Origin of the sequence: Nonomuraea mangrovi (assembly GCF_042681425.1) — a bacterium.
Taxonomy (GTDB): domain Bacteria; phylum Actinomycetota; class Actinomycetes; order Streptosporangiales; family Streptosporangiaceae; genus Nonomuraea; species Nonomuraea mangrovi.
Window position 1 is genome coordinate 989,434 of sequence record NZ_JBHUFV010000033.1, and the last position, 24,914, is coordinate 1,014,347.

Here is a 24,914-nt window from a genome sequence, read left to right on the forward strand (position 1 = left end):
AGATGGACGTTGGCAAACACCTCATGGGCGAGGTCACCGTCATCACCATGGACGGCACGCTCGACAGCGCGACGGCGCCCAAGGTGCAGCAGGACCTCGAGGCGCTCTTCCCCGACGAGGGGCTGGTGGTGCTCGACATGAGCCGCACCACCTACATGTCCAGCGCGGGGCTGCGGGTGCTGCTGCTGATCTACCGGCGCGCGCAGGGGAGCGCGGCCAGGCTGGCGCTGACCGGGCTGCCGTCCGACGTGCGCGCGGTCATGGACGCGACGGGTTTCCTCGGGTTCTTCACCGTGGTCGAGTCCGTGGAGGAGGCGCTGGCGGTATGAGGGCGCTGGAGCCGATCGACGCCTACCCCACCCATCGGATCGCCGGCTTCCCCGTGCGCGCGGGACGGTCGCTGCCCTTCGGCGCCACCAGGGTGCCGGGCGGCGTGAACTTCTCCGTCTACTCCAACCACGCCACGTCCATGTCGCTGGTGCTCTACAAGGCGGGCGCGCCCGAGCCGATGGCCGAGCTGCCCTTCCCCGAGGCGTTCAGGATCGGCGGCGTCCACTCGATGACCGTCTTCGACCTCGACCCCGAGGACATCGAGTACGGCTACCGCGCGGACGGCCCCCACGAACCGCACAGGGGCCACCGCTTCGACACCTCCCAGGTCCTCGCCGACCCCTACGCCAGGATGAGCACCGGCATCGGCCCCTACCGGCACAGGTCGCGCGTCGCCCTCGACGACTTCGACTGGGAGGGCGACCGCTCGCCCCGGCTGCCGCACGAGGACCTGGTGATCTACGAGCTGCACGTGCGCGGCTTCACCATGGACCCCTCCTCGGGCGTCGCGGCGCCCGGCACCTACGCCGGCCTGGTGGAGAAGATCCCCTACCTGCGGCGCCTCGGCGTGAACTGCGTCGAGCTGATGCCGGTCTTCGAGTTCGACGAGACCGACAACATCTTCACCGGCGTCAACTACTGGGGCTACAACCCCCTCGGCTTCTTCGCGCCCAAGGCCTCCTACGCGGCCACGGGCCGCCATCACATGCAGGTCGACGAGTTCAAGCACATGGTGAAGGAGCTGCACAAGGCGGGCATCGAGGTGCTCCTCGACGTCGTCTTCAACCACACGGGCGAGGGCGACGAGCGCGGCCCCTCCATCACGCTCAAGGGGCTGGACAACGCCACCTACTACATGCTCACCCCCGACGGGCACTACTACAACTTCAGCGGCACGGGGAACACGCTCAACTGCAACCATCCGGTGGTGCGCGGCTTCGTGCTCGACTGCCTGCGCTACTGGGCCGCGGAGTTCCACATCGACGGGTTCAGGTTCGATCTGGCGGCCATCCTCGGCAGGGGCGCAGACGGCGAACTGCTGCACAACCCGCCGCTGCTGGAGTCGCTGGCCTACGACCCCGTCCTGCGCGACTGCAAGCTCATCGCCGAGGCGTGGGACGCGGCGGGGCTCTACCAGGTGGGCAGCTTCCCCGACTACTTCCGCTGGTCGGAGTGGAACGGCCGCTACCGCGACACCCTGCGCAGGTTCCTCAAGGGCGACCTCGGCGTCACGGGCGAGCTGGCCACCAGACTGGTCGGCTCGCCCGACATGTACAGCCGCAGGGGCACCTCGGCCACCGTCAACTTCGTCACCTCCCACGACGGCTTCACCCTGCGCGACCTGGTCTCCTACGACCACAAGCACAACGAAGCCAACGGCGAGCACAACAGGGACGGCGACAACAACGACCTGTCGTGGAACTGCGGCGCCGAGGGCGAGAGCGACGATCCCGTGGTCCTGTCCACCAGGGCCCGCCAGACCCGCAACGCCCTACTGCTCCTGCTGGCCAGCAGGGGCATCCCGATGCTGCTCGCCGGCGACGAGGCCGGCCGTACCCAGCGGGGCAACAACAACGCCTACTGCCACGACAGCCCGCTGACGTGGTTCGACTGGAGGCTGGTCGAGGACAACGCCGACCTGTTCGCCTTCGTCAGGAGGGCCATCGCGTTCAGGCGGGCCCACCCCGTGCTCAGGAGCGGCAGCCCCGAGCAGGTCACCTGGCACGGCGTGCGCGCGTGGGCGCCCGACTGGTCCACCCACTGCAGGCTGATGGCCGCGATGTTCGACGGCGGCGCGGACGACTGCGTCTACGTCGCCGCCAACTCCTACTGGGAGGGCCACACGCTCGACCTGCCTGCGCCGCCGCGCGGCATGGCCTGGCACCTGTTCGCCGACACCGCGGCGGCGTCCCCGTGGGACGCCCACGAGCCGGGGGCGGAACCGCCGCTCGCCGACCAGTCCCAGGTGGAGATCGGCCCGCGGAGCGTCCTCGTTCTGGTCACGCACGAGAGGGAAGAACAATGAGTTTCCAGGTGAGAATGAACGTCGAAGGGGACACCGCGACGCTGAGGCTGTCCGGCGAGCTCGACGGGCGGTCGGCGCCCGAGCTGAACCAGCTCGTGGGCGAGGCCGTCGAGCGGCGGGTCGGCAAGCTGGTGCTCCTGCTCGACGAGCTGACCTACATGTCGTCGGCCGGGGTGCGCTGCCTGGTGTTCGCCCACCAGAAGCTGCCGAGCGGCTCGGAGATCACGCTGGTCGGCACGCAGCCCGAGGTGGCCGAGACCATCAGGCTCACCGGCTTCGACCGCAGCATCGTGATGACGTGATGCTCGCCTATCGCCTCAGGATTGACGGGTCGAACACGTCGATGCCAGGGGTGGTGGCCGACTTCGTCGAGGCCCTGGCCGGCGAGGCGGGCCTCACCACCCACCAGACCTACTGGCTGCGGCTGGCGGCCGACGAGATCACCACGAACATCGCCCATCACGGCTACCGCGGCTGCGGGGGAGTGGTGGACATCGCCGGTGAGATCGAGCCCGACCGGCTGCGCGTGTGGATCGAGGACGACGCGCCACCCTTCGATCCCACGCTCTACGACCCCGCGCCCAGGCTGGCCGTACCGCCGTGCCAGCGTGAGGAGGGCGGCTACGGCCTGCTGCTGGCGCTGAAGAAGGTGGACGAGTTCAGTTACGAGTTCGTCGGGGGACGCAACCGCAACATTCTCGTCATGCAGCTGCTCGGACGGGATGGAGAAGCCGGTGCCGAATGCCCTCGTGATAGCTGAGACCGCCGACGCCGCCTCCGAGGCGGTGATCGAGCTCGACGGCGCGCTGCGAAAGGAAGGCTTCGAGGTACGGCACGCCGCCCCCGACGACCTGTCCACGCACCACGCCTGGCCGCACCCCGACCTGCTGCTGGTGTCGGCCTCCGTGGGGCTGCACCGGATGGCGCTGGTCAGCCGGCGCTTCGTCGTCGAAGGCCGCACCCCCACGATCGTGGCCTTCCCCGGCGAGGACCTGGCCGCGCTCGAGGAGTGCGTGCGCGGCGGCTTCGACTACCTGACCAGGCCGTTCCTTCCCAGCCTGCTGCGCAGCAGGGTCAACTCCTGCTGGGAGCGCTGGCAGCTCAGCAGCACGGTCGAGGAGATGGCGGCGCTGGCCAGCCTGCGCGAGTACGAGCGCGAGCTGAGCATCGCCCGCGAGATCCAGGCGGGGTTCCTGCCGGAGTCGATGCCCGCGATGGACGGATGGGAGATCGCGGCCAGCTTCCGCCCCGCCAGGCAGGTGGCCGGCGACTTCTACGACATCTTCACCCTCGTCAACGGGCGCAGGGTGGCCTTCGTCGTGGCCGACGTGTGCGACAAGGGCGTCGGGGCAGCGCTGTTCATGGCACTGATCAGGACCCTGCTGCGGCACACCGCCGAGCACACCGGCCTGGCCCAGGGCGTCAGCGACGACCTGGCCGTGGCGGTCAACGGCGCGTCGAACGACGGCACGCTGCCGCTGCTGTCGCTCGGCGCGGGGCCGCTCATCCAGGCCGTTGTAGGGACCAACCAGTACATGGCCCGCAACCACCTGAAGCAGGGCTACTTCGCCACGATGTTCTTCGGCGTGCTGAACCCGCGCTCCGGCGACCTGCTGTACATCAACGGCGGACACAACCCGCCCATCGTGATGCACGCCGACGGCCGCCGTACCATGCTGCCGCCGACGGGACCCGCGGTGGGCATGCTCGCCGACAGCTCCTACACCCTCGGCCACGTCCACCTCGCCCCCGGCGACTCGCTGTTCGCCTACACCGACGGGGTGGTCGAGGCGCGCAACCTCGAGCACCGGCTGTTCGGCACCGACCGGCTCATCGAGACACTCGGTGGCGCGGGGCCGGCGGCGGGCCTGCTCGACACGGTCGACCACGCCGTGCGCCGATTCGTCGGGACCGCGGAGCAGTCGGATGACATCACCACCCTGGCGCTCCGCAGGATCCCGCTCTGACTCAGGCGGCGGGTGTCTCCGCCGCGGTCGCCGTCGTCACCATCGAGACGGCGACCGCGACGTCCCATCCCGAGCCGGACTCTCCGCCGTGGAACCCGGTGGCCAGCAGCGTCGCCTCGGCCTCCCTGCCCGCCAGCAGCAGCGCGTCGATCAGGCAGGCCGTCAGATGCGGCGTCAGCCACGGCGGACCCGCCCCCATGCCGCCCGCGAGCAGCGCCAGCGCCCTGCGCAGGTGGAAGACCGCCTCCTGCGGCCTGGTTCGCAGGGCCACCATGGCCTGCGCCGCGTGCGCGAACAGGGCGCTCTCCCTGTCGCCCCTCTCGACCCTGGCCGCGCTCTCCGCGCCTGCCCCGGTCAGCGCGAGGACCCACGCCCGGTAGGCGTCGTACATCGGCCGCGAGGGCGAGCCCGCCCGTCGCAGGAAGTCGCCCGCGGCCGCGGGACTGCCCAGCCCGCAGGCCAGGTTGATGGCCCTGGCCAGCGCCAGGTGCGGGGTGTTCTCCACCACCCCCGCCGGCAGCGAGTCGAGGAACCTCATGCTGTCGTACGTCCTGCCGCGCAGCAGCAGCAGGTGCGCGAGCGGGACGGCGACCAGGTGGCCCATCCCGCACCACGCGGCCGCCTTGCACAGCTCGTAGGCCCGGTCGAAGGCCAGCCCCGACCACGCCTGCCAGGTCGCCTCCACCAGGTGCAGGGGCGGCGCGGCCGTACCGGCTCTGGCGCGCCACTCGGTGACCGGCTGCATCTCCCAGCCGTCGTGGGCGCGGCTGAGACGGGCGCCGAGCCCGCGCCCGACGAGCAACTCGCGCAGCAGCGCGGCGTTGCCCCTCGTCGCCGCGTGCAGCGCGGCGGCCGTGGCCTGCCTGACGTGCCCGCCCGCCAGCGAGGTGAGCAGGGCCGCCACCTCACCGACCGTGAACGGCGGCAGCGCCAGGCTGCGTGTGCCAGGCTCGAAGCGCAGGCAGTCGGTGGGGTCGGGGCGCCTGGCCTGTTCCCCCGACAGGGCGGTGACGATGACGGTGCCGACCTTCCTGCGGCCGAGCTCCCGCAGCGCCAGCAAGCTGTCGTGCCCGCTCAGGTGCGCGTCGTCGACGACCAGCAGCAGCGGCCTGACGGGGGCACTCGGGACCCGGCCCGCGATGCCGGCCGCCGTGACGGAGGCGTGCAGGCGGACCACGTCGTAGCCGGCCGCCTCCGGCGAGCGTAACGCCTGCTCGACCAGCGAGCTGCGCCCGCTGCCGGGCTCCCCCGTGATGACGATCGGTCCAGGCCTGGCCGCCCGCAGCGCCGCCCTGATCGAGGCGAGCTGCTGACTTCGGCCGACGAAATTCCACTCCATACCTTCCCCCTGTCAAATGATCGCTATGGAAATGCTTGGCGGAGGCACGGCAACGGGTCAATGTCAATGTGACGAAATGGATTGTCGTATCGGTCTACGAACCGATGACAGTTCGGGTCAGGCCTTCTACACTCGGGTCCGGACTTTGCACGGTCATTGTTAACGCGGTGGGGGTCGTACAGGGGGTCCAGTGTCAGGTGACGACTGGAATCGTCAGGAGCTGGCCAGGTTCTTACGCAGCAGGAGAGGCCGGGTCAGCCCCGAGCAGGTGGGTCTGCCCACGGGGGGGCATCGGCGTACCAAGGGCCTGCGGAGAGAGGAGGTCGCGGTCCTCGCGGGGCTCAGCCCCACCTGGTACACCTACCTGGAACAGGGCAGGGACATCAGGCCCTCGACGCAGGTGCTCGACAGCCTGGCCAGGGTGCTCGGCCTCACCGAGGACGAGCGCCGCTACATGCACACGCTCGCGCACGGGCAGGTGGCCAACCCGCAGCCGCTGGAGCCCGAACTGGCGGCGGGGGAGGTGATGCGGGGCCTCGTCGAGCTGATGCGGGGGCACGAGTTCCCGGTCTACGCCACCAACATCTACTGCGACATGCTCGCGTGGAACCCCGCGGCGACCGAGTGGTACGACGACTGGGGCGCGATGCCACAGGAGCAGCGCAATTTCCTGCGCTGGGTCCTGCTGTCGCCGCTTGCGCGCGACCGGCTCCCGGACTGGGAGGAGGACACCAGGGATCTGGTGGCCCGATGGCGCTCGGAGGTGGCCAGGTGGCCGGGCGACGAGCGCATGCAGGCCAGGATCGCCGAGTTCGCCAAGGCGAGCCCGGCCTTCACGCGTTTCTGGCGCGAGCACGACGTGCAGGAGCACCGCGCCCTCACCCGTGTCATCAACCATCCGCGGCTAGGCGCGCGCAAGCTGCGGATCATCCTTCTGCTGTCTCCGGACGAGCCGAAAGTCGGCGCGGTTATCCATTATCCAATGGATGCGTAAACCGAAATCTCCGGGAAATGCAATTGCAGCAATATGTCGGCTCCCGGTATTTCGTCAGCTGTTAATTGACAGTCTTGGCCCCGCGCCCGACCTTGGGTGATGTCGCGAACCATCAATACGGGTGCGCGGTCGCCACGAATTCCCCGGCGGCCCGTGCACAGATGGGAATGGGAGCATGCACAAGAGCAATGGGCGAGATCCCGTCGCCATCGTCGGTGCGAGCTGCAGGTTGCCCGGTGCGCAGGATCTCGGCCAGTTATGGGAGGTCCTCACCGAGGGCAGAGACGTGATCGGCACCATTCCGCACGACAGGTTCGACATCGAGACCAACCACGGCAGGCGGCGCGACGTCCTGCGCGGCGCCGGAGGCTATCTGGACGACATCACCGGTTTCGACGCGCGCTTCTTCGGCGTCTCGCCCTTCGAGGCGGTCAGGCTCGACCCGCAGCAGCGCGTGCTGCTGGAGGTCACGTGGGAGGCCCTCGCCGACGCCGGCATCCCCGCCGAGAGCCTGGCCGGCACCAACACGGCCGTCTACACGAGTCTGCTGTCGTCGGGCTACTGGGACCTGCTGCGCGGAGTCGGGCTCTACGACATGCACGCCGCGCTCGGCGCCGCCGTCAGCGGCATCTTCCCCGGACGCATCTCCACCATGCTCGACCTGCGCGGCCCCAGCATGGGCGTGGAGGCGGCCTGCGCCACCTCGCTGCTGGCCGTCCACGTGGCGTGCAGGGCCCTGTGGTCGGGCGAGACCGACCTGGCCATCGTCGGCGGCGCGAACCTGCAGATCGTGCCCGACCTCTACTTCTCCCTCGCCGACGCGGGCGTGCTGTCCAGCTCGGGCAAGTGCATGTTCGGCGACGTCCGCGGCGACGGCTACGTGCGCAGCGAGGGCGTGGCCAGCGTGATCCTCAAGCCGCTGTCGCGCGCGCTGCGCGACGGCGACCGCGTCTACGCCACCATCCTGGGCTCCTCCTGCACCCACGACGGCCGCACGGGCGGCTCCATGGTCGCGCCGGGGCTGGAGGGGCACCGGCAGATGCTGCGCTCGGCCTACCTCGACGCGGGCGTCTCTCCCTGCGACGTCGGCTACGTCGAGGCGCACGGTCCCGGCACCCGCGCGGGCGACCCGACCGAGCTGGCCGCCCTCGACGCGGTCCTCAGGGAGGGCCGCGAGGAGGGGGACAGGTGCCTGGTCGGCTCGGTCAAGTCCAACATCGGCCACACCGAGTTCGTGGCGGGGCTGGCGGGGCTGCTCAAGACCGCCCTCGCCGTACGGCACCGCACGATCCCCGCCACCCTGCACGTCGAGGAGCCGCACGAGGTGCTGCGGGAGCCGTACCGGGCGGTGGAGCTGGCCACCGGCATCCAGGAGTGGCCGCGGCCCGACCGGCCTGCCGTGGCGGGCGTGAGCTCCTTCGGCATGTCGGGCACCAACATCCACCTGGTGCTCTCCGAGGCGCCCGCGGCTGAGGAGCGCACCGCCGCTGCGCCGAGGCCCGTGTACGTGCTGCCACTGTCGGCGCGTGATCCGCAGGCGCTGCGCGAGCTGGCCGCCGACTACGCCGACCTGCTGGACGGCGAACCGGAGCTGGAGGACCTGTGCTTCAGCGCCGGCGCCCGCAGGTCGCAGCTCGACCGCAGGCTGGCCGTCGTCGGCCCCGACGCCGCGTCGCTGGCCGCCTCGCTGCGCGTGTTCAGCGAGAGCGGGCTCGACGACGGCAGGTCGCTCGTCGCGGGCGAGAACCGCGTGGCCAGGCAGCCCAGGGTCGTGTTCGTCTTCCCGGGCCAGGGCGCCCAGTGGGCGGGCATGGGCAGGGACCTGCTGGCCCGCGAGCCGGTCTTCGCCTGGCATCTGCACGAATGCGCCAAGGCGGTGGAGGCCGAGCTCGGCTACTCGCCGGTCGACGTCCTGCTCGGCGAGCACCCGATGACGGCCGTCGACGAGATCCAGCCCACGCTGTGGGCGATGCAGGTCGCCCTGGCCGCGGTCTGGCGCGAGTGGGGCATCGAACCCGACCTGCTCATCGGCCACAGCATGGGCGAGATCGCGGCTGCGGTCGTCGGCGGCTCCCTGAGCGTCGCCGACGGCGCCGCCGTCGCGTGCAGGCGGGCCCGCCTGCTGCGGGAGGCGGGCGGATCGGACGGCGCGATGTGGGCCGTGGCGCTCGGCGAGCAGGACGCCTATCAAGCCATCGGCGAGCACGCGGGACAGGTGTGCGTGGGCGTGGTCAACAGCAGGTACGCCACCGTGCTGTCGGGCGAGGCCGCCGCGCTCGAGCGGGTCGTCGAACCGCTGAGACGGCGCGGCGTGTTCTGCCGCAGGGTCGACGTCGACTACGCCTCGCACGCCCCCCAGGTGGAGCCGCTGCGCGACGCGCTGCTCGACACGCTGTCAGGGCTCAAGCCCGCGCGGGGCGACGTCCCGCTGCACTCCAGCGTGTGGGGCAGGCTCGTCGAGGGCGAGGAACTGGACGCCCGCTACTGGTTCGAGAATCTGCGGCTGCCCGTCCGCTTCGCCGACGCCGCGCAGTCCGTCATGGACGGCGGCAGGCCCACCGTCTTCATCGAGATGAGCCCCCACCCCCTGCTGCAGTCCTGCCTCGAGGACGAGATCCAGGCCGGCGGCGCCAGGGGCGCGGTCATCTCCTCGCTGGAGCGGGCGGAGCCGGAGGCCGACGTCCTGGCCGCGGCCCTGGCCAAGGCCTTCGCGCTCGGCTGCAGGCCCGCGTGGGAGCGGCTGCACCCCGACGGCGGGTTCGTCCCGCTGCCCGCCTACCGGTGGCAGCGCCGGCGCTTCTGGCCCGACTCGGCCAGGAGCGCGCAGCCGCCGGAGCCCTCGCCGGTCGTCTCGCGGCCCGACCTCGCGGGGTTGTCGGAGGCCGAGCTCGCCGCCTCCGTCGCCCGCCTGGCCGCGCAGGTCCTGGCCGTGCCGGGGCACGAGGTCGGCGTCGACGTCCCGCTCGCGCACCTCGGCCTCGACTCGGTCCTGGCCACCAGGTTCAGGGACAGGATGCGCCGCGACCTGGGCGTGGACGTGCCGATCCGCAACCTGCTCGGTCCGAGCACGCTGCTCGACCTGGCCACCGAGCTGAGGGCCGCCCGAGTCGCGGGCGCGGCCTGACCGGCCGCGGGACGGGCCCTTCGCCGCCGCCGTCCCGGGTGGCAGTCCGACTGCCAGTATCAAGCGGCTCTGGGACACCTGCTCCGCAGGCCGGAAGATGGGTGCCATGGTGATCGCCGTGATGACCGCGCTGGTCGGCGGCGCGCTGGTGACAGGGGTCTGGCTGAGCGTCCTGCTCACGGTCTTCACCCCCAGGGGCAGACCGTCCAGGCTGGTCCGCGGTACCCTGCGGACCCTCGCGTCCGTGCTCGTCGCGGTCGCGGGGCGGCTGCCTCGCCGTGTGCGCGAGCCGCTGCTCGACCTGTGCGCGCCGCTCGCCGTCTTCACGGTGGCCGCGATCTGGCTCGGCGTGTCGTCCGCGGGCTTCGCCCTGCTGGACGGCACGCCGCTGCGAGAGGCCGAGTGGGCCTCCAGAGGCCTGCTGCTGGCGGCCGTCACCGCCTACCTGCTCCGCTTCCTGCACGCCTACGGCAGGCGCGAACGCCTCGTCGCCAGGCTGGCGGGAAGCGTCTGCGGTCCCCGCGACGCCGACGCCCTGCTGGCCGCCTACCTCAGGACCGGCTCACGCGACCACCTCGACACCCTGTTCGCCGAGTGGACGGGCTGGATGACCGAGGTCGAGAGCACTCACATCGCCCACCCGACCCTCACCTTCCGCAGGCCCGCGGGCGACCTGGACTGGCTGAAGGCCGCGGTCATCGTCCTCGACGTGGCCGCGCTCACCGAGGCGCTGGCTCCCAGCTGGGCCCCGGCCCACACCCGCGCCCTGCTCGACACCGGCACCCGCTGCATGCAGCGCCTGGCCGCCGAACTGTGCATCAGGCTGCCGCCCGTGCCCGTCAGCCTGCAGGGCCGCGAGGAGAGCAACTTCTCCGACACCCTGCGCGTCGCCCACGATGCCGGCCTGCCCGCCGAGTGCGACGCGCAGGCCGCGTGGGTCGTCTTCCAGCACCGGCGCATCGGATACGCGCCGCACGCCTACGCCATCGAGGCGCGGCTGCACTACGAGCTGGACTGATCGGACTCCTGCCAGGTCCACTTCGGGACCGCGCGCAGCGGGTGGAGCTCCTCGTCGGTGGTGGCGAGGGAGTTCTGCTGGGCGACCCGCGAGCCGAACTCCAGGTGCTCGCGCACCGCCTCGCGGAACGGCTCGTCGGCGGGCAGCCCCGCCTCGTCGAAGGACTCCATGTACAGCGCCACGAAACGCTCGCGCTGCTCGTCGGTGATGTTGAGATGACGGTGCACCTGGACGAGGTAGTCGAATCCGAGCTCACGGGTGAAGCGGTCGGGCCCGCCGAAGGACTCGGCCGTGAACCAGGTCAGGTGATCGACGTGGGTGGCGCGACGCTCGGGAAACAGCTGCTTGAGCAGGGGATCCTCGAGGACCTTCACGTAGAAGATCTCCTCGAGCCTGTGCAGCGCGTCGTCGCCGCCTGCGTGCGCGTACAGACTGGTCATGCACCCACCTTCATGGTCACCCGCGGGGTTGTCCAGCACGTTCGCCCTGAAGGAAACCCGTCGAGCTGCGTTAAGTCAGCCTGTCCGCCGCGCTCGAGCCGTCCTTACGGTGGTCCTCCGGATCGCAGGCGGAGGAGGAGATCGTGCGCGCAGCCGTGATCACGCAACTGAACTCACCGTGGGAGTTCAAGGAGCTCGCCGACCCCGTGGCGGGTCCTGGCCAGGTCGTCGTCCGCATCCAGGCATGCGGCATGTGCTTCAGCGACGTCCTCGTCCACCGTGGGCACTGGCCCGTCCAGCTGCCCATCGTGCCCGGCCACGAGCCGGTCGGCGAGGTCGTCGAGCTCGGCCCCGGCGTCACCACGCTGCGCGTGGGCGACAGGGTGGGCGTCTCCTGGATGCAGCGCGGCGAGGGCCGCTGCGTGCACTGCCAGAGCGGCAGGCCGGTCCGCTGCGAGCACACGCAGACCTGGATGGACCTCGGCGGCGGCTACGCCGACCTGATGCTGGCCTGGGAGAGCGGCTGCACGCTGCTGCCCGAAGGCCTGTCCTACACCGACGCGGCGGTCGCCTTCTGCGCCGGGTTCACCTCGATGAGCGGTCTGCGCAACGCCGACCCCCGGCCCGGCGAGCGCGTCTGCGTGCTCGGCGTCGGCGGGCTCGGCCACATGGCCGTCCAGCTGGCCGCCGCCATCGGCCTGGAGACCGTCGTGCTCACCACCTCGCCCGACAAGGCCGAGTACGCCAGGGAACTGGGCGCCACCGAAGGCGTCGTCGTCGACGGCGACCCGGGCAAGGCGCTGGCCGAGGCGGGCGGCGCCGACATCATCCTGGCCACCACGACCTCCGCGGACCAGGTCGCGAAGGTCCTGTCGGGCCTGCGGTACGGCGGGCGCCTGGTCACCATGGGGGTCACGGGACCGCTGCAGGTCGAGGACATGATGACGCTGCTGTTCAAGCAGTGCTCCATCAAGGGCAGCACCCACAACAACCGCTCCGACCTGGTCGAGGTGCTCACCCTCATGGCGCAGGGCAAGGTCGTCCCGCGCGTGGAGAAGTACCCGATGGCCGAGATCAACGAGGTGCTCAAACGCGTCGAGGCGGGTCAGGTACGCTACCGCGCCGTGCTGGAGCACGACTGACATGCCCGAACCCGGCATCGTGGTGGCCAACAGGGAGCACCTGTGGTGGCTGCTCATCGAGGCGTCCCAGCTGGAGCACATGATCATGTGCCAGTACCTCTACGCCGAGTTCAGCCTGAAGGACGCCGGCGAGCTGACCGCCGAGCAGGCGGAGGCGGTCGGCAGGTGGCGCGAGACGCTCCACGGCATCGCGGTCGAGGAGATGCTGCACCTGGCACTCGTCGCCAACCTGATGGCGGCCATCGGCGCGGCGCCCACCTTCGGCAGGCCGAACTTCCCCCAGCGTTCGGGGTACTTCCCCTCGGGGTTCCAGCTCGACCTGCTGCCCTTCGGCGAGCAGGCGCTGCGGCACTTCCTGTTCCTCGAACGGCCCGAGGGGATGCCGATCGAGGACGCCCACGAGTTCGTGCCCTCCGCGCCGAGCCGCACCACGCTCGCGCCCGAGGAGCTCATGCCGCGTGGGCAGGAGTACACCACCATCGGGCACCTCTACCGCGGTCTCGAGGAGGGTTTGCGGGCGCTGTGCGACAGGCTGGGCGAGCAGGCGGTCTTCGTCGGCTCCCCGCGCGCCCAGGCCACGCCCGAGCTGTTCCGCTGGCCGCAGCTGACCGCCGTCACCGACCTGAAGTCGGCCCTGGCCGCGATCGAGATGATCATCGAGCAGGGGGAGGGTTCGCGCGGCGACTGGCGCCAGGCCCACTACGGACGCTTCCTGGCCATGTGGGAGGAGTACCGCGCCCTGCGCGAAGCCGATCCCGCCTTCGAGCCGGCCAGGCCGGTCGTCCCCGGCTACCTGCGCCAGCCGTACGACATCGTCAAGCCGGTGCCGCTGATCGCCGACCCCGGCACGCGCGCCGTGGCCGAGGTCGCGGTCGTCGCCTACGAGCTGGTCCTGCACGTCCTGACGCGGTTCTTCACCCACACCGACGAGAGCGACGAGCAACTCGGCCTGCTGGTGGGCACGGCGATCGGGTTGATGGCCCAGGTGCTGAGGCCGTTGGCGACCGCGATGACCATGCTGCCCTCCGGACGGCAGGGGAGCACCGCGGGGTTCGCGTTCGAGATGTACTACGCGATGACCAACTCCGTGCCCTGGCGCGAACCGTCGTGGGCGCTGCTGCACGAACGGACGCTGGTGCTCGTCGAGCGATGCGCGCAGATCGAGCGCTCGGGCGGCGCGCCCGCCGAGGTGGTCGCCGCCGGACGGCGTGCCGCCGAGATCGCCGAACGCCTCGCCGCGCACGTGCCGGCACACCTGCGGCCGACCTCACGAACTGCGTGAGCGACTTGCCGAGGTACCAGCCGGTTCTTTGACCCCCGCCGCGCGGCCGTAAAAGCATTTCCGCAGGAGGCAGTATGAAAACCAGCGCCGACATCACGCCCGAGCTCCTGGACGGACGGTGGCGCAGCCCGTTCGCGGCCGAGGTCTTTCCCGGGATCTACGGCATCGACGACTTCTGGCTGCGCAGCCCCTTCTGGGCCATCCACTTCAACTCCTACAAGGACCCCGACTGCGGAGAGCGGCTCTTCGAGCTGATCATCACCGGCTTCTTCGACGTGCTGGGCCCGAGCGCCGTCACCGAGGGGGCCAGGGAGGTCGACTTCTCCCGCACCAAGACGTGCCTGCGGCTGTTCGACGACGGCCTGATCGCGGCGGCCGAGGAGGTGAAGGCCGGCAGCGGGCACTGGGAGAAGGGCCAGTGGCAGGACGTCTCGCTCGGCGGCTGCCCCCCGATCGACCTGCCGGGCGTGGACGACTGCCCGCTGGAGTACGACCTGCTGGGCATCGACGGTGACCGGCTCTACTTCGGCCAGCGCCACCACGACGAGGCGGGTTCCATCTGGACGCGCCGCTCGCCCGGCCTGCTCGACTACTACGTCGTGCGCGTGACGGACGAACCACCGCAGGCCGGGCACGGCGCCGAGTGGGGCCCGACGGAGTGGTTCCGTCTCACCAGCTCCTACCCGACCAGAAGTGGAGACAAGCTGTGACCATCACCCAGGCAGCGGTCGTGGAGGGGCCAGGGGCACCCTTCACACTGCGAGAGGTCGAACTCGACGAACCCCGGCAGGGCGAGATCCTCGTCAGGATGAAGGCGGCGGGAATCTGCCACACCGACCTCACCGTCGCCGCGGGGCTCATCCCCTTCCCGCTGCCGGGAGTGCTCGGCCACGAGGGCGCGGGCGTCGTCGAGGAGGTCGGCCCGGGCGTGACCAAGGTCCGTCCCGGCGACCACGTCGTGCTCACCTTCACCTCCTGCGGCGGCTGCGCGTCGTGCAGGCTCGGCCACCCCGCCTACTGCACCACGTGGATCCCGCAGAACCTCATCGGCGGCAAGCGCGCCGACGGCAGCTCGCCCATCAGCAGGGACGGCACGCAGCTCGGCGGCCGGTTCTTCGGCCAGTCGTCGTTCTCCGAGCTGGCGATCGCCGACCAGCGCAGCGTGGTCAAGGTCGTCGACGACCTGCCCTTCGAGCTGCTCGCGCCGCTCGGCTGCAGCATCCAGACCGGCACCGGCGCGGTGTGGAACACGCTGAAGCCCGAGCCGGGCTCCTCCATCGCGGTCATCGGCACAGGCTCGGTGGGCCTGGCGGCCGTCATGGGCGCCGCGCTCATGCCCGTCGCCGAGATCATCGCCGTCGGCCGCAGGCAGGACCAGCTCGAGCTGGCCGCCAAGTTCGGCGCCACCCACACCGTCGACAGCAGTCAGGCCGACCTCGCCACCGCCCTGCGCGAGATCACCGCCGGCGCGGGCGTGGACTACGTCGTCGAGGCCGTCGGCAACCCCGACGTGCTGCGCGGCGGCATCGAGGCGCTGGCCCCCCGCGGCGCGGTCGCCGTCGTGGGCGCGCCGCCGTACGGGGTGGAGGTCTCCATCGACGTGCACCGCCTGCTGCCGGGGCGGCGCGTCCTCGGCGTCTGCGAGGGCGACAGCGACCCCGACAGGCTGATCCCCCTGCTGGCCAGGCTGATCAAGGCAGGCCGCCTGCCGATCGAGCCGCTCGTCAAGGAGTACCGCTTCGCCGACATCCAGTCGGCCGTGGACGACTTCAAGGCCGGCAAGAACCTCAAAACGATCCTGCGATTCGGCTGAGAGGCAACCATGGAGATATTCGAGCTCGGCGACTTCCAGCTCATCTCGGGCGCCACGCTTCCTGCAGCGCGCCTGGCCTACCAGACCTTCGGCGAGCTCAACGCCGCCAAGGACAACGTGATCGTCTTCCCGACCTTCCTCGGCGCCCCCGCCGAGGTGCTCAACGGGTGGATCGGCGAGGGCAGGCCGCTCGACCCGAGCAGGTACTTCATCGTGCTGCCCGGCCACTTCGGTCTCGCCCCCTCCTCCGCGCCCAGCAACACGCCCGCGCCGTTCGCGGGGCCCGCCTTCCCCGAGGTCTCCATCGCCGACGACGTCATCGCCCAGCGCAGGCTGCTGGCCGATCGCTTCGACGTGCACGAGGTCCGCCTGGTGCTGGGCTGGTCGATCGGCGCGATCCAGGTCTACGAGTGGGCGCTCAGGTTCGGCGACGTCGTGCGGCGCATCGCGCCCATCGCGGGTGCGCCCACCCCGCCTCCGTGGACCAAGCTGTGGCTCAAGACCGTCGTGGAGGAGCCCATCACGGCCGACCCGCACTGGAACGGCGGCGACTACCAGGACGCGTCGGCCGTCAGCGGCGGCCTGGCAAGGGTCGCGCACGGCTCCGCGCTCACCGCGCCCCCTCGCTCCTTCTACTACGGCAGCGCCGAGGTCTGGCGCACGCTCGGTTTCGACAGCGTGGACGGCTTCGTCCAGGGCTTCTGGGAGGGCTTCTGGCTGCCGCAGGACCCCAACGACGTGGTCGTCCAGGCGCGCAAGGCCCGCGCGTCCTGGCCCGGCGCCGACGGCGAGACGCTGCAGGAAGTGCTCGGCCGCGTCACCGCCAAGACCACCGTCGCCGCGCTCACCGGCGACTCGCTGTTCCCGCCCGCCGAGTGCAGGCAGTACGCGAGCTGGATCCCCGGCGCGCAGTTCAGGGAGATCGACAGCGTCTACGGCCACCTGGCCACCTTCGGGCTCAGCGAGGGAGACGTGAAGGCGATCGACGACGTCATCCGGCACGCCCTCGAAGGCTGAAGGGAGGTCCACCTTGTCCCAGGCAGAGTTCGTCAGGTTCCTGCGGGCCGCCCGCGACAGCCCCGCCATGCTCGAACGCTACGCGCCCATGGACATGTCGCGGATGATGTTCCACGCGCGCGGTGACGGGTTCACCTTCACCATCAGCGAGGTCGGCCAGGTCGTGGGCAGGCTGGAGGTCGACGTCGTCGTCGGGAAGGACGGCGAGTCCTTCGACGGCTCCAGCGGCCTGTGGCGGCAGATGTGGGGCAGGCGCTACCTCGACTACCTGGTCCACGACGTCGTCTCCCGCTTCAGCGACGAGGAGCTCTCGTGAGCACATCGGGCCTCATCGACTTCCTGCGCGGGCTGGCCGACCGGCCCGAGCTGCTGGACCGGCTCAAGGACAAGCCGAAGAGCGAAGTGATCGCCGCCGCGGGCGGGACCTTCACCGAGGAGGAGTTCAACTCCTTCGTCTGGGACCTCGAGGAGCGCCTGGCCAAGTCGCGCGGCGAGGCCTTCGACGCCGAGTTCTCGCTCTGGCACCTGCTGTGGGGCCAGTACTACCTCGAGTTCCTCGTCCACGACCTCGTGCCCACCCTCGACAGGGAGCGTCAGTTATGAACGGGTTGTACCTCGGGCGTGAATGGAACGTCGAACACGACAGGCGCGCCAAGGTGAGCGACGCCGAACTCCGCTACACGGTGCTCGGCGAGGGCGAGCCCGTGCTGTGCATCCACGGCACCAGCATCGCCGACAGCCTCATCACCCCGTTGCGGTTCCACCAGCCGCTGCTGGACGACTACCAGTTCATCAGCTACTACCGGGCCGGCTACAACGGGAGCACGCTCCACAAGGACTCGCTCAGCATCGAGGAGGGCGCCGAGCACGTCAGGGAGCTGCTCGACCACCTGGGCATCGACCGGGCGCACATCATGGCCTTCTCCTTCGGCGGCGTGATCGCCTTCCAGTTCCTGCTGTCGCACCCCGAACGGGTACGCAGCGCGATCCTGCTGGAGCCCTACCTGCCGCGCGAGGAGCCCCAGGCGATCCAGGCCAACGTCGACGCCTTCATGGGCGCGATGAAGCTCTACGAGAGCGGCGACAAGCTCGGTGCCGCGCAGCGGTACATGGAGTCGGTGTGCGGGCCGAACTTCCTGTCCGCCGTGGACATGACCGGGCCGCTCGACGTGTGGGAGAGGGTCGAGGAGTGCGTCGACACGACGTTCACCGTCGACTTCCCCGCGATCTCCCAGTGGGGCTTCAAACCGTCCGAGGCGGACCGGTTCGCCGACGCCAAGCCGGCCATGCCCGTGCTGGCCGTGATGGGCCTCGACAGCGAGTCGGCCATGCCGGGGTTCAGGGAGACGCAGCGCTTCCTGATGAACTGGCTGCCCCAGGCCGAGCGCTGCGGGATCCCGAACGCGACGCACGGCCTGCAGAGCATGAACCCCGTCGCCGTCGCCGAGGCCGCCCACGCGTTCCTCCGGCGCGTCGGCGGCTCCTAGGTGCGCGACAGCCGGTCGGCGAGCCTGATCGGCTCGGGCAGGCGGTAGGCGGGCGCCATGCGCAGGACATGGGCACAGGCGCGGTCGAGGCCGATCCGGTGCCCCTGGGACACGTAGACCGGCTTCACCCCGCGCCGCGTCCGCAGCGCGCGGCCGACGACCTCGCCGTCGAGCAGGATCGGGCTCCACGATCCGCGCTCGGCGGCGGGGTCGTCGTGCGTTCCCACGAAGGCGGTCTTGGCCACGCCGATCACCGGAAGGCCGGTCAGGACGCCCAGGTGGCAGGCCAGGCCGAAGCGGCGGGGGTGCGCCAGGCCGTACCCGTCGCAGACGAGCAGTCCCGGCGTGACCGTGAGCTCCTCCATGGCGGCCAGCAGCGGCGGCAGTTCGCGGAAGGCGAACAGGCCCGGCACGTAAGGGAAGGCCGCGCGCCGGCGGACGACGGCGCTGTCCACCACCCGCAGCGTGTCGGCCTCCAGGACGACGACGGCCCCTGTCACCTCGTCGCCGTCGGCGGCGTAGCCGACATCGAGCCCTGCCACGAACTCCACCCGCTCGGGCCCCTCGTCGTCGAGGTCGACCAGCGGGCGCAGCCGCTCCTGTACGGCCTCGGCCTCGGCGATGGTGGTGGGCCACTCGTGCGCGGACGTCATCCCGACATCCAACCGCGTCCTGCGTCCGCTCCGCACCCCGGATGGGGGCGCGAACTCAGCCCGGGGGAGGAGCGGCCAGGCCCGCGCCGCGTCGTCGACGTGGATCCAGCAGTTGGTCCCGCCGCCGCCGGTCGGGACGCACGGCCGCCGCTTGCGCATCAGGTCGGCGAACATGTCGCTGAAGGCCCGAGGGCCGTAGAACAGGCCGTACCGCAGCGCGACTCCTTCGACGTCGCCCGCGCCGAAGGCCTGCTGCTCGGTGGACTCGCAACCGGCCACCACGGTGTCGGCGTAGGAGCGGCGCGGCAGGCCGAAGGCGTCGGACTCGGTCAGGACGCGGTCACCGTGGTCGGCGTAGCCGTAGCCGAGGATCATCGACTGCGTGACGAGGCGGCGCGCGCCCACGGCCCGTGCCGCGGCGAGCAGGTTCTCTGTTCCGGTGTGCCGCAGCGCGTTGGTGGGGTCGCCCACCTTCAGCCGGGGTGCGGCGCCCCGCAGCGCCGTGGCCTCGTGCAGGACCGCGTCGGCCGTCATGTGGCCCGCGCCGGTCAGCGCCCGGACGAGGGGGACCCCGATGGCTCCTGTCGCGCCGGCCAGCAGGACCCTCATCGCGCTCCCGCCTTCGCCGCCGCCCCGTCCGTACGGCGAGCGGCGGCCAGAGCGAGCACCCCGATGACGAGGAGCGCCCAGCTGCCCGTGACGGGGAAGTAGAGCACGCACAGCGGCACGCCCATGGCCAGCAGGTACCACCCGACCTGCGCCGGCACCCTCCCCGTGGTCCGTACGGCGTGCAGGGTCAGCGTGCCGAGCGCCAGCAGCGCGACGCCGCACGTCATGAACCACACGCTCGACTCGCGCACCCAGAAGTCGGGTGCCTCGGTGTCGACGACGCTGCCAAGGAAGCCGTCGCCGGCGATGGCGGCCCAGGCGTTGGGCTGGGCCAGCGCCCAGACGAAGTGAAGTAACGCGGTCGCGATGATCAGCCGGGGGACCCATCGGGCCAGTCCGTTCATGCGTTGTCTCTCCGATCGTGCGGCGCCAGGCGCATGGCCAGCGCGTAGATCTCACGCAGGTCGTCCGCGGGCACGGGGGGCACGACCTGCTGGGCCCCGACCAGGACGAGGTAGAGCAGGTGCGCCATCGGCTCCACCTCGGCCTCCGGTCCGCCGAGCTCTCGCCACAGGGACCTGAGGTAGTCGACGCGCAGCCGGTCGACGCGCCGCTGGAGGGCGTGGACCTCGGGGTCCTGCAACGCCCACGCGCGCATGGCGATCTCCAGGTCGTGGTTGCCGCCCTTGTCCTCAAGGATCAGGTTCATCAGGCGGTGCAGCCTGGCGGACGCGGGTTCGCCCCCGACCTCCGCGCCCGCGATGTAGCGGCTGGTGTGCTCGGCCTCGAAGTGTTCGAGCAGGTCGGTCTTGAACCCGGACATGCCCTTGAAGTGGTGGTAGAAGGACCCTTTGGTCAGGCCGAGCTCGGCGCACAGGCGCTCGATGGTCAGCGCGGGGGCGCCGTCCTGGCCCAGCACCATGAGCCCCGCTTCCAGCCAGTCGCGTTTGCTTGCCATGTCCGGCACCGTACCATACGGGATGGTATGGAGTTGGAGCGGCACGAAAGAGGGTGCCGCCCACCTGGCCTCACGACGCCACGGCGCTCGGCGCGGGCGTGAGACTCGACAGGTAGCCCGCCTTCTCCTTGATCGGCACCAGCACCCGCACCGAGCCCGCGTTCTTGAACGTGAACGTCATCGGCACCCACCCCGTCGCCCGCACGCCGGTGACGGTGGCGACCGGCCGGTCGGTCCCGATCGGCTGCCGGGGCGGCAGGTCGAGCGGCGCGGCCAGCCGTACCGATCCGCCGCCTTCGACGCCGATCCGCTCCAGGCGATCGGGCTGCGGCTGGTCGTTGATGATCACCGCGTACAGCGGCAGCTCGCCGGGCGCCGGCTGTCCCGGCTCGCCGCCGAGAAGAAAGGCGTTGCGCAGGTGCAGGTTACGCTGGCTGGCGTTGGCACCCTCGTTCGCCGGCTGATGGACGTGCGTGACATCGCTGTAGTCGGGTCTTTCGCTGCCGCACGCGCCGCAGGCGAGGGCGAGACAGAACGAGGTGGCCACGATGACGCGAGAGCTCGACACGGCAGCCCTCCTGACACGAGGAGTCGGAACTTTCGCGCTACCCCCACCGGTCCGCGTGTAACTCGCCGTTCCCGCAGGTCGCACGCGGAACCTGGCCGCCGTGGGGGTCGCGGGTCAGGACGTCGGCCCTGGAGCCTTCGCGCACATGAGCCGCCCCGCCGCGGCGATCGCGTCGCCCGGCATGCTCGCGTTGACCTGCACCACGACCACGCGGCGGCCGTCCTCGGTGCTCATGGCGGCGCCGCCGTACCCGAGGATCAGGCCGGAGTGGGTGAGCACGTCCACACCGCAGTGGAGCCGCTCGGAGAAGACGCCGTACCCGCCCTCGCGCATGACCCTGCCCTCCGGCCGCGCCCCGCCGAAGAGCGCGCGGTAGAAGGCGGCCACGTCCGCGGCCGTCGAGACGAGCCCGCCGGCGGTCCAGAAGATCGACGCGTTCACCCTGGTGGCGCCGTCCCGCCCGTGCGCGAGGTGTGCGGGCAGCAGGGAGGTGGGCAGCTCGGTCGAGCGCAGGGCGATCCGTTTCCTGACCAGCTTCTCGTACGGCTCGCGGCGCAGCTTCTCCAGGATCATCCCGAGGAGGATGTAGTTGGTGTTGGAGTAGGAGGAGGTGCCGGGCCGACCAGGGGGGCCCGCCTGGGCGAGGAGCTCGCGCGGCGTCCACGCCTTGAGGTGTCCGCCGTCCTCCAGCGCCCTGGTGAAGCCGGGAGCGGTCAGGTAGTCGGGGATGCCGCTGGTGTGCGTGAGCAGGTCGGCCACGGTCGCCCTGGTGCTGATCACGCCGGGTAACAGGCGCTCGACCCTGTCGGTGACCGCCAGCTTTCCCTCGCGGACGAGTTCGAGCACGAGCGCGGCGGTGAAGGTCTTGGTGATGCTGGCGATCCTGAACCGGTGATCGGTCCGCATCGGCACCCCCTCGCGGGCGACGCCCGCGGCGGCCTGCCACACGCGCTCGCCGTCCCGCACGTACGCGACCGCTCCCGGAGCTCCCGCCCGTACCAGCCGCCGGGTCTCCGCCCGCACGTCCGGAGCGCCCGCCTGCGGTCCGGCCGGGGTGGCGGGGGGACTGGCCGCGGCGGCCGAGGTCTCGGTCATGGTGGCCGGGGTTCCGATCGGGGTGGTCGTGGCGGAGGCGCAGGCCGACAGTCCCAGCAGCAGGGCGACGGCTGCGGCACGTAATCCCATCCGTCGACGATACGCCAGCGAGCAAGATCGCTCCGAATCAGTCGGCCAAGGCTGCGCGCGTGCGCTCGGGGTTCCCGGCGCCGCGGTGGACGATCACGACCGCCGTGAGGCCGACGGCCAGGCCGAGGGCGATCTGGACACCGAACGGCTCGCCGAACATGAGGGCGCCCCACACTCGACCCTCGTCATGAAGAGTGTCGTGAAGAACCGGCCGCTGCCCCTGTGAACCCCCGACCCCCACCGGGGCGCTGGCCGTAGTGCGAGCGGCCCTTGCCTCGTGACCCGGTGCCGCGTCATCAGCCGGAACGCGCTGGTTCCGCCGCTGCCTGATCGCCGGGTGGAAGGGGCGCAGCCCGGCCTCGACCTCAGCGAGCGGCGGCACCACACCGCTCGTCATCGAAACGAAAATCAACTCCCTACCTCCTCGGAGGCCGGTCTGCCCCAGCTGCAACGTGTGAGGCGTGCCGCTTATGGGAAGGGCGCGAGGCGTGGCGGGCCCTGCCGGCCCGAGTGAAGAAGGGCCCGAACCCCGGAGGGGTCGAGCCCGTACATCTGGTGGACGATACTGGGATTGAACCAGTGACCTCTTCCGTGTCAGGGAAGCGCTCTCCCGCTGAGCTAATCGTCCGTGTTGAGTTGTCACTCAGAGCGGAAGACGGGATTCGAACCCGCGACCCTCACCTTGGCAAGGTGATGCTCTACCACTGAGCCACTTCCGCATGGTGCTCGCACTACTTTAGCGGATCCCGGAGGTTCCGCGTGACACACGAGGTGGAGACGGGATTTGAACCCGTGTGGACGGCTTTGCAGGCCGCTGCCTCGCCTCTCGGCCACTCCACCAGGAGATCTTGCTCCGAGCGGAAGACGGGATTCGAACCCGCGACCCTCACCTTGGCAAGGTGATGCTCTACCACTGAGCCACTTCCGCGTGATTTCCAGCGATTTGCTCGCCGGCCACGAGAAAACCATATCGCCTTTGGCGAGTGCACGTGCGCAACGTGCCGCCGCCGGCGGCGAGTTTCACCCCACCACGCGCACGTCATCGGCCTTGACGAACATCACCCTGTGCCCGAGCTGGATCTGGTGGTAGCGGAGCTTGCCGCGCACCGTGACGTGCTTGGACGGGTTGAAGTGCGACGCCGCGAGATAGGACCCGTGCAGCGTCTGCCCGAGCGAGTAGAACTGGCCCCGCTTCAGTGTGTACGGCAGCGCGGCGTGCTCCTGGAACTTCACTCCTCGCGGGTAGGCCGACCTCTCCGGGTACGCCCTGCCGTACACGGCGACCCTGTCGCGGACGGGGGTGACCAGCGGGCCCGAGGCGGGGACGGCGGTGGGCTGGGAGGGCGGGTTGCGGAACCACGCCTTCTGGCCGAGGTACCAGATGGCCGTCCAGTCACCCGAGGCGCCGGCGACGGCGTAGCGCTGGCCGACGGAGGCGCGGGCGCTCTGGTCGTAGACGCTGTAGGTGGAGGCCCCGGTCTTCCGCTGGCCGATGTCGTCGACCAGCGGGGCGTCATCGCGCGGTTCGGTGTGGAGCCAGACGCTGGTGGCGCCGTGCGGCTCGCACTGCTTGGCGGGACGCTTGCGCTTGCAGCCGACGAACGTGGGCTGGTGCTGGTCGTAGTCGGGCTTGATGATCACGGATCGGCCGTCCGGCTCACCCTCGATGGGCGCCTCCATCATGTCGAAGAAGCGCGCCCAGTCCCAGTAGGGCCCCGGGTCGTCGTGCATGCCCGCCACGCTGGAGGCGTGGGAGCCGGGGACGTTGTCGTGGCCGATGATGTGCGCTCTGTCGAGCGGCACGTCGTACTTGGTGGCCAGGTAGTGGACCAGCTTGGCGGAGGAGCGGTACATCGCCTCGGTGTACCAGCTGCCGCCCTGGGCGAGGTAGCCCTCGTGCTCGATGCCGATCGAGCGGGTGTTGACGTCCCAGTTGCCCGCGTGCCAGGCCACGTCCTTGGTCAGCACGTGCTGGGCGACGTGCCCGTCGCCGGAGCGGATGGTGTAGTGCCAGCTGACGTACTTCGGGTTCTTGACCAGTGAGGGGATGCCCGCGTAGGACCCCTCGGTGTCGTGGATCACGATGTAGTCGATCTCCCGCTCGGTCCTGAGCCTGTCGTGGTTGCCGTAGTCGTCCTTGCCGAAGCGTTTGTAGGCGGCGGGCATCCACTCGCACTCCAGCGTGGCGGGGCACTCGGTGTTCGGGGCCGCCGCCGTCCTGAAGGCGGGCACCGGGGTGGCGGGCAGCCGTACGAGCGATCCGTCGTCGGTGCGGCGCTCGACGCCGGTGCGCATCACGTCGAACACCTCGTTCGCGAAGGACGGGCCGGCGTAGCGGGCGACGGCCTCGTGCCATGCGATGGGGTCGGGGCTGGGCGGGGCGCCGAGCATGCGCTGCTGCTCGGCGAGGAGCGCGGCTCCGCCTCTGAGGTTGGCGGCCCTGTCGTGCCGTAGCCGCTCGGTGGGCAGCCCGGTCAGCCGCGCGGCCCGCTGCAACGTCCGCTCGTCCCTCTGGACGGTTGCCGGGGGAGTCGTGGTGATGCGCATCGGCCGCGCGTCGTCGCCCCGCGGGTCGCCCAGGTGGTGCGGTCCCGCCTCGGGTACGGCGTTGACGTCCACCAGGTGCATCGGTCCGTACCCGCCCGACACGCTGGGCCGCCAGTCGTGGGTGTCCCAGCGCGACTCCAGGTAGGACACGCCGAGCAGCACGCTCTCCGGCACGCCGTACTCCTTGGCCGCGGCCTGGAAGTCCTCCTGAGCCCCTCCAGGGCCGAGCGCGGCGATAAGGGCGGCGGCGGCCCAGAGCAGCATGAGAACCCCCTGCGAAGCGAGATCAGTCAATAACGCAGCGTAACGGGCGAGCTGATCGCGGCTTTCGCGGGGTATGGCGATCTCTGTGCGCGTGTCGGCCTCTTGGAGGCTTGCGCGCACCCCATTCATCGGCGTGTCGCCTTTCAGTGGG

25 protein-coding genes and 4 tRNA genes are annotated in these 24,914 nt (G+C 70.8%); 16 read left to right on the forward strand and 13 right to left on the reverse strand.

Going from position 1 to position 24,914, the window contains the following annotated elements; all coding sequences use genetic code 11:
• The first annotated feature begins 2 nt into the window (after positions 1-2).
• The 5 genes from ACFSKW_RS22950 to ACFSKW_RS22970 are packed head-to-tail and all read left to right on the forward strand — an operon-like array spanning position 3 to position 4,323.
• Positions 3-329 carry an STAS domain-containing protein gene (locus ACFSKW_RS22950; RefSeq protein WP_379574383.1) on the forward strand — a complete coding sequence of 109 codons (327 nt, stop codon included), beginning with the start codon at positions 3-5 and terminating at the stop codon, positions 327-329.
• Entirely contained in the window at positions 326-2,356 is a 2,031-nt protein-coding gene (locus tag ACFSKW_RS22955; protein ID WP_379574384.1) for a glycogen debranching protein, read from the forward strand. The genes ACFSKW_RS22950 and ACFSKW_RS22955 overlap by 4 nt, the downstream gene beginning before the upstream one ends.
• Entirely contained in the window at positions 2,353-2,658 is a 306-nt protein-coding gene (locus tag ACFSKW_RS22960) for an anti-sigma factor antagonist (protein ID WP_379574385.1), read from the forward strand. Before ACFSKW_RS22955 ends, ACFSKW_RS22960 begins: the two co-directional genes overlap by 4 nt.
• Positions 2,658-3,116, forward strand: coding sequence for an ATP-binding protein (locus ACFSKW_RS22965; protein ID WP_379574575.1), 459 nt, complete (start codon positions 2,658-2,660; stop codon positions 3,114-3,116). Before ACFSKW_RS22960 ends, ACFSKW_RS22965 begins: the two co-directional genes overlap by 1 nt.
• Positions 3,091-4,323: a PP2C family protein-serine/threonine phosphatase gene (locus ACFSKW_RS22970; protein ID WP_379574386.1), complete on the forward strand. Its 1,233-nt coding sequence runs from the start codon at positions 3,091-3,093 to the stop codon at positions 4,321-4,323. The genes ACFSKW_RS22965 and ACFSKW_RS22970 overlap by 26 nt, the downstream gene beginning before the upstream one ends.
• A 1-nt stretch (position 4,324) precedes the next feature.
• Here ACFSKW_RS22970 and ACFSKW_RS22975 read toward each other — a convergent pair whose 3' ends face one another.
• Positions 4,325-5,662 (reverse strand): ATP-binding protein, encoded by a 1,338-nt coding sequence (locus ACFSKW_RS22975; protein ID WP_379574387.1) that lies wholly within the window; start codon positions 5,660-5,662, stop codon positions 4,325-4,327.
• Positions 5,663-5,852: 190 nt separating this feature from the next.
• Between ACFSKW_RS22975 and ACFSKW_RS22980 the strand changes: the two genes are divergently transcribed.
• The 3 genes from ACFSKW_RS22980 to ACFSKW_RS22990 all read left to right on the forward strand — a co-directional run bounded on the left by ACFSKW_RS22980 (position 5,853) and on the right by ACFSKW_RS22990 (position 10,798).
• Entirely contained in the window at positions 5,853-6,656 is an 804-nt protein-coding gene (locus ACFSKW_RS22980; RefSeq protein ID WP_379574388.1) for a helix-turn-helix transcriptional regulator, read from the forward strand.
• A 175-nt stretch (positions 6,657-6,831) separates the two neighbouring features.
• Positions 6,832-9,780: a type I polyketide synthase gene (locus ACFSKW_RS22985; RefSeq protein WP_379574389.1), complete on the forward strand. Its 2,949-nt coding sequence runs from the start codon at positions 6,832-6,834 to the stop codon at positions 9,778-9,780.
• A 106-nt stretch (positions 9,781-9,886) separates the two neighbouring features.
• Complete coding sequence (locus ACFSKW_RS22990; RefSeq protein WP_379574390.1) at positions 9,887-10,798, forward strand: hypothetical protein; 912 nt, start codon at positions 9,887-9,889, stop codon at positions 10,796-10,798.
• On the opposite strand, the gene ACFSKW_RS22995 is transcribed toward ACFSKW_RS22990, so the two are convergent.
• A complete protein-coding gene (locus tag ACFSKW_RS22995) occupies positions 10,783-11,238 on the reverse strand; it encodes a group II truncated hemoglobin (protein WP_379574391.1) in 456 nt (151 codons plus the stop codon). The genes ACFSKW_RS22990 and ACFSKW_RS22995 overlap by 16 nt on opposite strands.
• A gap of 143 nt (positions 11,239-11,381) precedes the next feature.
• Here ACFSKW_RS22995 and ACFSKW_RS23000 point away from each other — a divergent pair, with 143 nt between their 5' ends.
• From ACFSKW_RS23000 to ACFSKW_RS23035, 8 genes are all read left to right on the forward strand, one after another.
• Positions 11,382-12,380 (forward strand): alcohol dehydrogenase catalytic domain-containing protein, encoded by a 999-nt coding sequence (locus tag ACFSKW_RS23000; RefSeq protein WP_379574392.1) that lies wholly within the window; start codon positions 11,382-11,384, stop codon positions 12,378-12,380.
• 1 nt (position 12,381) lies between these two features.
• Positions 12,382-13,662 carry a ferritin-like domain-containing protein gene (locus ACFSKW_RS23005; RefSeq protein WP_379574393.1) on the forward strand — a complete coding sequence of 427 codons (1,281 nt, stop codon included), beginning with the start codon at positions 12,382-12,384 and terminating at the stop codon, positions 13,660-13,662.
• Between the two features lie 74 nt (positions 13,663-13,736).
• Positions 13,737-14,372 carry a hypothetical protein gene (locus tag ACFSKW_RS23010; protein ID WP_379574394.1) on the forward strand — a complete coding sequence of 212 codons (636 nt, stop codon included), beginning with the start codon at positions 13,737-13,739 and terminating at the stop codon, positions 14,370-14,372.
• Entirely contained in the window at positions 14,369-15,475 is a 1,107-nt protein-coding gene (locus ACFSKW_RS23015) for an NAD(P)-dependent alcohol dehydrogenase (protein WP_379574395.1), read from the forward strand. The genes ACFSKW_RS23010 and ACFSKW_RS23015 overlap by 4 nt, the downstream gene beginning before the upstream one ends.
• 9 nt (positions 15,476-15,484) lie before the next feature.
• Positions 15,485-16,492, forward strand: coding sequence for an alpha/beta fold hydrolase (locus tag ACFSKW_RS23020; RefSeq protein WP_379574396.1), 1,008 nt, complete (start codon positions 15,485-15,487; stop codon positions 16,490-16,492).
• A 13-nt stretch (positions 16,493-16,505) separates the two neighbouring features.
• Positions 16,506-16,808, forward strand: a complete 303-nt coding sequence (locus tag ACFSKW_RS23025; RefSeq protein WP_379574397.1) for a hypothetical protein — start codon at positions 16,506-16,508, stop codon at positions 16,806-16,808.
• Positions 16,805-17,095, forward strand: a complete 291-nt coding sequence (locus tag ACFSKW_RS23030) for a hypothetical protein (protein WP_379574398.1) — start codon at positions 16,805-16,807, stop codon at positions 17,093-17,095. The genes ACFSKW_RS23025 and ACFSKW_RS23030 overlap by 4 nt, the downstream gene beginning before the upstream one ends.
• Positions 17,092-17,979: an alpha/beta fold hydrolase gene (locus ACFSKW_RS23035; protein WP_379574399.1), complete on the forward strand. Its 888-nt coding sequence runs from the start codon at positions 17,092-17,094 to the stop codon at positions 17,977-17,979. Before ACFSKW_RS23030 ends, ACFSKW_RS23035 begins: the two co-directional genes overlap by 4 nt.
• Here the strand turns inward: ACFSKW_RS23035 and nfi are convergent.
• From nfi to ACFSKW_RS23090, 11 genes are all read right to left on the reverse strand, one after another.
• The gene (nfi, locus tag ACFSKW_RS23040) at positions 17,976-19,241 is read right to left on the reverse strand and encodes a deoxyribonuclease V (RefSeq protein ID WP_379574400.1); all 1,266 of its coding nucleotides are present in this window, start codon (positions 19,239-19,241) and stop codon (positions 17,976-17,978) included. The genes ACFSKW_RS23035 and nfi overlap by 4 nt on opposite strands.
• Positions 19,238-19,645 (reverse strand): DUF6463 family protein, encoded by a 408-nt coding sequence (locus ACFSKW_RS23045; protein ID WP_379574401.1) that lies wholly within the window; start codon positions 19,643-19,645, stop codon positions 19,238-19,240. The genes nfi and ACFSKW_RS23045 overlap by 4 nt, the downstream gene beginning before the upstream one ends.
• A complete protein-coding gene (locus ACFSKW_RS23050; RefSeq protein ID WP_379574402.1) occupies positions 19,642-20,199 on the reverse strand; it encodes a TetR/AcrR family transcriptional regulator in 558 nt (185 codons plus the stop codon). Before ACFSKW_RS23050 ends, ACFSKW_RS23045 begins: the two co-directional genes overlap by 4 nt.
• A 70-nt stretch (positions 20,200-20,269) precedes the next feature.
• Positions 20,270-20,767: a copper chaperone PCu(A)C gene (locus ACFSKW_RS23055; protein ID WP_379574403.1), complete on the reverse strand. Its 498-nt coding sequence runs from the start codon at positions 20,765-20,767 to the stop codon at positions 20,270-20,272.
• 114 nt (positions 20,768-20,881) lie between these two features.
• Positions 20,882-21,952 (reverse strand): serine hydrolase domain-containing protein, encoded by a 1,071-nt coding sequence (locus ACFSKW_RS23060; protein ID WP_379574404.1) that lies wholly within the window; start codon positions 21,950-21,952, stop codon positions 20,882-20,884.
• Positions 21,953-21,989: 37 nt separating this feature from the next.
• Positions 21,990-22,127: a hypothetical protein gene (locus tag ACFSKW_RS23065; protein ID WP_379574405.1), complete on the reverse strand. Its 138-nt coding sequence runs from the start codon at positions 22,125-22,127 to the stop codon at positions 21,990-21,992.
• A 378-nt stretch (positions 22,128-22,505) separates the two neighbouring features.
• A tRNA-Val gene (locus ACFSKW_RS23070) sits at positions 22,506-22,580 on the reverse strand.
• 19 nt (positions 22,581-22,599) lie between these two features.
• A tRNA-Gly gene (locus tag ACFSKW_RS23075) sits at positions 22,600-22,671 on the reverse strand.
• A gap of 50 nt (positions 22,672-22,721) precedes the next feature.
• A tRNA-Cys gene (locus ACFSKW_RS23080) sits at positions 22,722-22,792 on the reverse strand.
• Between the two features lie 16 nt (positions 22,793-22,808).
• Positions 22,809-22,880 (reverse strand) — tRNA-Gly (locus tag ACFSKW_RS23085).
• 92 nt (positions 22,881-22,972) lie between these two features.
• Positions 22,973-24,793 carry an N-acetylmuramoyl-L-alanine amidase gene (locus ACFSKW_RS23090; RefSeq protein WP_379574406.1) on the reverse strand — a complete coding sequence of 607 codons (1,821 nt, stop codon included), beginning with the start codon at positions 24,791-24,793 and terminating at the stop codon, positions 22,973-22,975.
• Positions 24,794-24,914: the final 121 nt, after the last annotated feature.

Bases quoted from the DNA above. Each gene is read 5' to 3' on its own strand.
- ACFSKW_RS22950 (WP_379574383.1), top strand. From the start codon at position 3: ATGGACGTTGGCAAACACCTCATGGGCGAGGTCACCGTCATCACCATG.
- ACFSKW_RS22955 (WP_379574384.1), top strand. From the start codon at position 326: ATGAGGGCGCTGGAGCCGATCGACGCCTACCCCACCCATCGGATCGCC.
- ACFSKW_RS22960 (WP_379574385.1), top strand. From the start codon at position 2,353: ATGAGTTTCCAGGTGAGAATGAACGTCGAAGGGGACACCGCGACGCTG.
- ACFSKW_RS22965 (WP_379574575.1), top strand. From the start codon at position 2,658: ATGCTCGCCTATCGCCTCAGGATTGACGGGTCGAACACGTCGATGCCA.
- ACFSKW_RS22975 (WP_379574387.1), bottom strand. From the start codon at position 5,662: ATGGAGTGGAATTTCGTCGGCCGAAGTCAGCAGCTCGCCTCGATCAGG.
- ACFSKW_RS22985 (WP_379574389.1), top strand. From the start codon at position 6,832: ATGCACAAGAGCAATGGGCGAGATCCCGTCGCCATCGTCGGTGCGAGC.
- ACFSKW_RS22990 (WP_379574390.1), top strand. From the start codon at position 9,887: ATGGTGATCGCCGTGATGACCGCGCTGGTCGGCGGCGCGCTGGTGACA.
- ACFSKW_RS22995 (WP_379574391.1), bottom strand. From the start codon at position 11,238: ATGACCAGTCTGTACGCGCACGCAGGCGGCGACGACGCGCTGCACAGG.
- ACFSKW_RS23005 (WP_379574393.1), top strand. From the start codon at position 12,382: ATGCCCGAACCCGGCATCGTGGTGGCCAACAGGGAGCACCTGTGGTGG.
- ACFSKW_RS23010 (WP_379574394.1), top strand. From the start codon at position 13,737: ATGAAAACCAGCGCCGACATCACGCCCGAGCTCCTGGACGGACGGTGG.
- ACFSKW_RS23020 (WP_379574396.1), top strand. From the start codon at position 15,485: ATGGAGATATTCGAGCTCGGCGACTTCCAGCTCATCTCGGGCGCCACG.
- ACFSKW_RS23035 (WP_379574399.1), top strand. From the start codon at position 17,092: ATGAACGGGTTGTACCTCGGGCGTGAATGGAACGTCGAACACGACAGG.
- nfi (WP_379574400.1), bottom strand. From the start codon at position 19,241: ATGAGGGTCCTGCTGGCCGGCGCGACAGGAGCCATCGGGGTCCCCCTC.
- ACFSKW_RS23045 (WP_379574401.1), bottom strand. From the start codon at position 19,645: ATGAACGGACTGGCCCGATGGGTCCCCCGGCTGATCATCGCGACCGCG.
- ACFSKW_RS23050 (WP_379574402.1), bottom strand. From the start codon at position 20,199: ATGGCAAGCAAACGCGACTGGCTGGAAGCGGGGCTCATGGTGCTGGGC.
- ACFSKW_RS23060 (WP_379574404.1), bottom strand. From the start codon at position 21,952: ATGGGATTACGTGCCGCAGCCGTCGCCCTGCTGCTGGGACTGTCGGCC.